4 protein-coding genes are annotated in these 5,999 nt (G+C 69.7%); 2 read left to right on the top strand and 2 right to left on the bottom strand.

Going from position 1 to position 5,999, the window contains the following annotated elements; all coding sequences use genetic code 11:
* Positions 1-217 precede the first annotated feature (217 nt).
* Positions 218-2,770 carry a chemotaxis protein CheW gene (locus x551_RS17510; protein ID WP_036249793.1) on the top strand — a complete coding sequence of 851 codons (2,553 nt, stop codon included), beginning with the start codon at positions 218-220 and terminating at the stop codon, positions 2,768-2,770.
* Between the two features lie 50 nt (positions 2,771-2,820).
* Here x551_RS17510 and x551_RS17505 read toward each other — a convergent pair whose 3' ends face one another.
* Both x551_RS17505 and x551_RS17500 read right to left on the bottom strand, forming a co-directional pair.
* Positions 2,821-5,082 (bottom strand): ATPase, T2SS/T4P/T4SS family, encoded by a 2,262-nt coding sequence (locus tag x551_RS17505; protein WP_343252154.1) that lies wholly within the window; start codon positions 5,080-5,082, stop codon positions 2,821-2,823.
* The gene (locus x551_RS17500) at positions 5,073-5,345 is read right to left on the bottom strand and encodes a hypothetical protein (protein ID WP_036249792.1); all 273 of its coding nucleotides are present in this window, start codon (positions 5,343-5,345) and stop codon (positions 5,073-5,075) included. The genes x551_RS17505 and x551_RS17500 overlap by 10 nt, the downstream gene beginning before the upstream one ends.
* 197 nt (positions 5,346-5,542) lie before the next feature.
* Here x551_RS17500 and x551_RS17495 point away from each other — a divergent pair.
* A partial coding sequence (locus tag x551_RS17495; RefSeq protein WP_036249791.1) for a hydantoinase/oxoprolinase N-terminal domain-containing protein occupies positions 5,543-5,999 on the top strand: 457 nt, incomplete at its 3' end.

Genomic DNA, 5,999 nt, shown 5'->3' with positions numbered 1-5,999 from the left:
CCGCGCTGGCCCGCGTGAGCCAGCGCTATGCGCGTGCGCTGGTGCTGGGCCAGAACGAGCTGCTGCATGCGGTGCAGCAGGCGCAACGCTCGGTCGACGCTGCGCTGCGGCCGCTGGACGCAGCCGCCTAGCCCGCACGGCTCGGCGCACGTCGCCCCGGGCATGGACATTGCTGCAGCGCCGCATCGGCCTGCCGGGCTGGACAGCAAGCACAAGAATGGACATAGATGGGTTCCTCCCGCACATGCGGGACGTGGTGCGCTGCGACGAATCGCTGCGTGAACTCAACCTGACGTGGCGCATGATCGAGGCGTCGGCCAAGATGAACTGCGCCGAAGATGCGGGCGGCATCCTGCCGATGATGGCCGCCACGCGCGAGGGATTCCAGCGCCTCGAAACGGAGCTGGTCAGCAGCCTCGTGCACCAGAAGGTGACCAACGTGATGGCCGAGCTGGGCACCCGCGCGCGCCATGTGATCGACATCATCGTGCGCAACCTCTACGAGCGCACCGCCGATGTCGGCTTCCTCGCGACGGACCGCGAGCTGTGCGAGTACGTCGCCGGCATCGGTGGCACGCGCGAGGCCGTGGTCGAGCGGCTGCGCGCGTACCGCGACAAGTACACCGTCTACGACGAAATCGTGCTGCTCGACATCCGCGGCGGCGTGCTGGCCCACATCGACGCCCATTCGCCGATCGAGGGCAGCGGCGATCCGCTGATCGCTCGGTCGCTGGCGAGCGACACCTATGTCGAGAGCTTCCGTGCGACCGACCTGCGGCCGGGCAGGCCGCGCTCGCTCGTCTACTCGCGGCGCATGCTGGACCCGCGCGACGGGCAGCCGGTCGGTGTCCTGTGTCTGGTGTTCGGATTCGAGAAGGAGATGGCGAGCATCTTCGCATCGCGCCATGGCCGGGACGGCCGCTCCAACATCATGCTGCTCGACGCCGACAACCGCATCATCGCGTCGGCCGATGAGCAATGGCTGCCGCTGGGCTCGGTGGTGCCGGTGAACCGCTCGGCGCAGCCCGAGCTGTGCATCCATGCCGGGCGCACCTACCTGGTCCAGACCTTCGTGTCCGACGGCTACCAGGGCTACGCCGGGCCTCCCGGCTGGCAGAGCCAGGTGATGATCCCGCTCGAAGTCGCCTTCAGCGGCCGGGCCGGGGGCGTGCTGGAGCGCCTCGACGAGGCCGTCGCCGAAGGTTTGCTGTCGCATGCGCGCAGCTTCTGCCCGCCGCTCTACGAGATCGTCACCGCTGCCGACGGCATCCGGCGCGTGGTGTGGAACGGCCAGGTGATGGCGGCCGGCGAGGGCGGTGACCTGCATCGCCTCAAGACCGTGCTGGAGCAGATCAGTGACACCGGCGCACGCAGCAACGAGCTGTTCGCGCGTTCGATCCGCGATCTTTACGACACGGTGCTCGCGTCCAGTCTCGCGAGTGCGGAGTTCACGACACAACTGCTGGTCGAGCTGCTCGACCGCAACCTCTACGAGCGCTCCGACGACTGCCGCTGGTGGGCGATGACACCCGAGCTGCGCAGCGCGCTCGCACAGCCGGTGCTCGACGAGCCGGCACGCCGTGCACTCACCGCGCTGCTCGAAGGCATCCACGCGCTCTACACGGTCTACACGCGGCTCGTCGTCTACGACAGCCACGGGCGCATCGTCGCCGCGAGCGAGCCGCGCGCGCAAGGCAGCGTTGTCGACGGCAGGATCGAGGACGACACACTGCGGGCCGTGCTGGCGCTGCCCGACTCGCAGTCCTATCACGTGACGCCATTCCGTCCGTCTGCGCTCTGCGACGGGCTGCCGACGTATGTCTATCACGCCGCGGTGCGTGCATTGGACGACGAGGCCACGGTGGTCGGCGGCATCGGCATCGCCTTCAACTCGGCGCGCGAGCTCGAGGCAATGCTGAGCGACGGCATCGGCGCCCAGACCGACATGTCGGCGCTGTTCGTGGATCGACGCGGCCGCGTCATCGCCAGCACCGACGCGTCGGTCGCCGTCGGCGGCACGCTGGACCTGCCGCCCGAGTTCCTGACACTGGGCAACGGCGGCAGCGCGTCGCGAGTGATCGTGCGCGATGGACGCTACACCCTGGTCGGGTGCTCGGTTTCCAACGGCTATCGCGAGTTCAAGCGGACGGACGGGTATGTGGAGGATGTGCTGGCGGTGGCCTTCCAGTCGCTCGGCGAGGTGCGCACCCCGCAGCTCACCGCGCGGCACCGGGCGCTCACGCGGCTGACCGAGGGATCGACCGTCGCAAGCGGCGCCGAGTTCGCGACCTTCTTCATCGATGCAGCGCTGATGGCCTTGCCAGCCGAGCACGTGATCGAGGCGCTACCGGCGTGGCACCTGACGGCCGTGTCGACGGGCGAGGTGCCGCACCGCATCGGCATGCTGGCGCGTCGGCGCGAGGGGCATGTCGAGGGTTATCTGTGGGCTTTCGACCTTGGCTCGCTGCTGGGCGGTCTGCCCACGGTGATCAGCGACACCAGCCAGGTCGTGGTGCTGCGATACCAGGAGGTCGAGATCGGCCTGCTGGTCAGCGAGCTTCACGGCGTACCGGCGTTCGCGGCGCAACAGATCACGCGGGCGCCGCAGCTCCGCGGTGGTGCGCCGGCGCTGGTGTCGCACCTGATCAAGGCCAACGAGGGGCAGCTGATGATCCAGGTGCTCGACGTGGCACGCTTGTTCGCGAGCCTGGGGATCATGAAGGACGTGATGCACAGCAGAGCGCCGGCCTGCGTCGACAGCTCAGCCTGACCCAGGGGGACGGGCTTGTCAGCGCGGCGGCATGCCGTGCCGGACGGACCTCAGACATTGCTCGTGGCGCGAACCTCGTCGATCGAGGTCTGACCTTGCAGCACCTTCTCGATGCCGTCCTGCCGCAGCGTCAGCATGCCCTCGCTGAGGGCCAACTGCTGCAGCTCCTCGGCGCGGGCGCCGGTCTGGATCATGCGACGCAGCTCGCGCGACATCGGCATCAGCTCGTGGATGCCGCAGCGGCCGCGGAAGCCGGTGTGGCCGCAGGCCGGGCAGCCGGGGCTGTGGTGGTGCATCAGCCGGCCGTCGCGGCCGAAGCGACCCAGCCAGCCCTCGCGGACGCTGGCACGCACGGCCTCCGGGTCGGCGTGGTGCTGCACGAACAGGTGATCGTCGAGCATCACCTCGATCTCGGCCTCGGTCATCGGGCGGCTCACGCGGCATTCGGTGCACAGGCGCCGAACGAGGCGCTGTGCCAGCACCAGCAGCAGCGAATCGGCGAAGTTGAACGGGTCCATGCCCATGTCGAGCAGGCGGGTCACGGTCTCCGGCGCGCTGTTGGTGTGCAGCGTGGACAGCACCAGGTGGCCGGTCAGAGAGGCCTCGACCGCGATGCGGGCCGTCTCGCCGTCGCGCACCTCGCCGACCATGATCACGTCCGGATCGGCGCGCAGGAAGGCGCGCAGCGCCTTCGCGAAGGTCCAGTCGATCTTCGGGTTCACCTGCACCTGGCGCAGGCCGGCCTGGGTGATCTCGACCGGGTCCTCCGCCGTCCAGATCTTGCGTTCCGGCTGGTTGATGTGGCTGATGGCCGAATGCAGCGTGGTGGTCTTGCCCGAGCCGGTGGGGCCGACGCACAGCACGAGGCCGTAGGGGCGTTCCATCGCGGTCTTGAGCTGCGACAGGTGGCGCTCGCTGAACCCCAGCTTCTCCAGCGGCACCGGCTTGGCCGAGGCCAGCAGCCGCATCACCACGTCCTCGAGGCCGTTGTTGGTGGGGATCGTGGCTACGCGCAGCTCGAGCTTGTGCTGGGCCGAGAACTTGGCGAAGTTGATCTTGCCGTCCTGCGGCTTGCGGCGCTCGGAGATGTCGAGGTCGCACATGATCTTGATGCGCCCGATGATCGCGTTGCGGTAGGTGTGCGGCAGCTCGAGGTAGGGCTTGAGCACGCCGTCCTTGCGGAAGCGGATCTTCAGCTTCTCGCGGCCCGGGTAGTTCTCGATGTGGATGTCGCTGACGCCCTGGTTGTAGGCCTCGATGATCATCGTGTGGATCAGGCGCACGAGCGAGTTGTCGCTCTGCTCGATCTGCTTCTCGTTCTCGCGGGCGTTCTGGTCGGCGCCCTCGCGCTCCAGGCTCTCCAGCAGCTTGCCGGCGTCCGCGGGCTCGGGCTCGGGCCCGTCGTCGAGTGCCAGGCCGGCGATCTCGACGCCGATGCGCGAGTAGGCGCTGTGCAGCGTGGCCTGGATGTCGTGGTGGCGCGCGAGCACCGGGGCCACCTTGCACTGGCTGGCAAATTCGATCTCGTCGAGCGCGCCGCGCTTGGACGGGTCTTCCACCGCCACCACCAGCGTCGTGTCGCGCAGCAGCAGCGGCAGCGCGTTGAGGCGCTGCGCGGTCGGGAAGGGCAGCTTGCGCAGCGCGTCGGCCTCGATCGGGAAGCTGCTGGCGTCGACGATGGGGTAGCCCATCTTGCGCGCCAGCGCGGTCTGGAGGTCCTGGCGCGACACGCGGCCCAGGCGCACCAGCAGCTCGCCGATCGGCACGCCGCGGTCCACCTTCTGCTGCTCCAGCGCCTCGTCGAGCTGCTGATGGTCGATCATGCCCAGCGCGATCAGCGCCTCGCCGATGCGCACCATCGGCATGCGGCTCTGCTGCACGATGGCCTCGAGCAGCTGGTCGGAGGTGACGCTGCGTTGCGTGACCAGGATGTCGCCGAGCTTCTGCTTGCGCAGGCTCTGCTGCATCTGGGCGGCCTCGTTCACCTGTTCGGCGGTGGCGGCCTGGCTCTCGACCAGCAGGTCGCCGAGCCGCGGCCCGATCTCGCGCGAGGCGATGCCCTCGCTCGGAACGAACAGCCGCGTGACGCGCCCGCTGTCGTCGAGCGGCGTGAACAGGAACAGGCCGAAGGCGGTCTCGACGTGACCGATGGTCTCGCCGACGATGGGGCCGCCGGACTTCATCTCCAGCTTGTAGCGGCTGCGCGGGCGGTGTGCCAGCACGGCGGCGTGCGGATCGTCGCTGCGTGGTGCGGTCGGGACCAGCGGCTCCGTCAGCATCAGCGAACGGAAGCGCGCGAACTTCAGCGGCATCGTCGAGCGTGCGGGGGGATCTGCACGCTCGCCAGCTCGTCCGCCGGCGAGAAGCCGAGCAGCCGGCCGCTGATGAGCTTGCCGTTGAGTCCCTCGATGGCGCAGGGCTCGGCCTGTCCGGGCGCGCCCGCCTGCGGATAGCCGGCGAACGGCGGCGTGGGCCAGCTGAAGGCCCCGGCGCGCGCGGCGTCCTGCTGGCTGTCGGGCGCTGCGGCGCCTGCCTTGCGGGGCGGCGTCATCGGCGGCAGCGAGAGATCGGTCATGGCGTTGAGTCGGCGGGGCGGTGTGGCAAGGGCAGGCGACAGGCATGGTCGCCCTGGCATCGTAAGGAGGCCCCGCGAGCGGGAACGCCGGAAAAGCGGGCATTCCGGCCGGCAGATCTGCCGCTCGCCGGTAGGATGCCCCGAAGGGCGCGGCGAACCGGCACGCGCCCGGGGTGGCCTGGAGGGAACGCGAGGCGATGGACGCAAGACGGTGGCAGTTCTGGATCGACCGGGGGGGCACCTTCACCGACGTGATCGGCCGCGCACCCGACGGTCGCCTGCACACCGCCAAGCTGCTCAGCGAGAACCCCGGGCAATACGACGACGCGGTGGTCGAGGGTCTCCGCCGCCTGCTGGGCCTGCCGGCCGGCGCGGCCATCCCCGTCGCGCAGGTCGAGTGCGTGAAGATGGGCACCACGGTGGCGACCAATGCGCTGCTGGAGCGCAAGGGCGAACCGACGCTGCTGGTCACGACCCGCGGTTTCCGTGACGCACTGCGCATCGCCTACCAGGCGCGGCCGCGGCTGTTCGACCGCCGCATCGTGCTGCCCGAACTGCTGTACCAGCGCGTGGTCGAGGCGGCCGAGCGCATGGGCGCGCACGGCGAGGTGGTCGAGCCGCTCGACGAGGCCGCGCTGCGCGAGCGCCTGTGGG

The organism is Methylibium sp. T29 (assembly GCF_000576205.1).
Taxonomy (GTDB): domain Bacteria; phylum Pseudomonadota; class Gammaproteobacteria; order Burkholderiales; family Burkholderiaceae_C; genus Methylibium; species Methylibium petroleiphilum.
The sequence above is the reverse complement of the archived record's forward strand: the minus strand, read 5'-3'. Positions and strand labels throughout refer to the sequence as shown.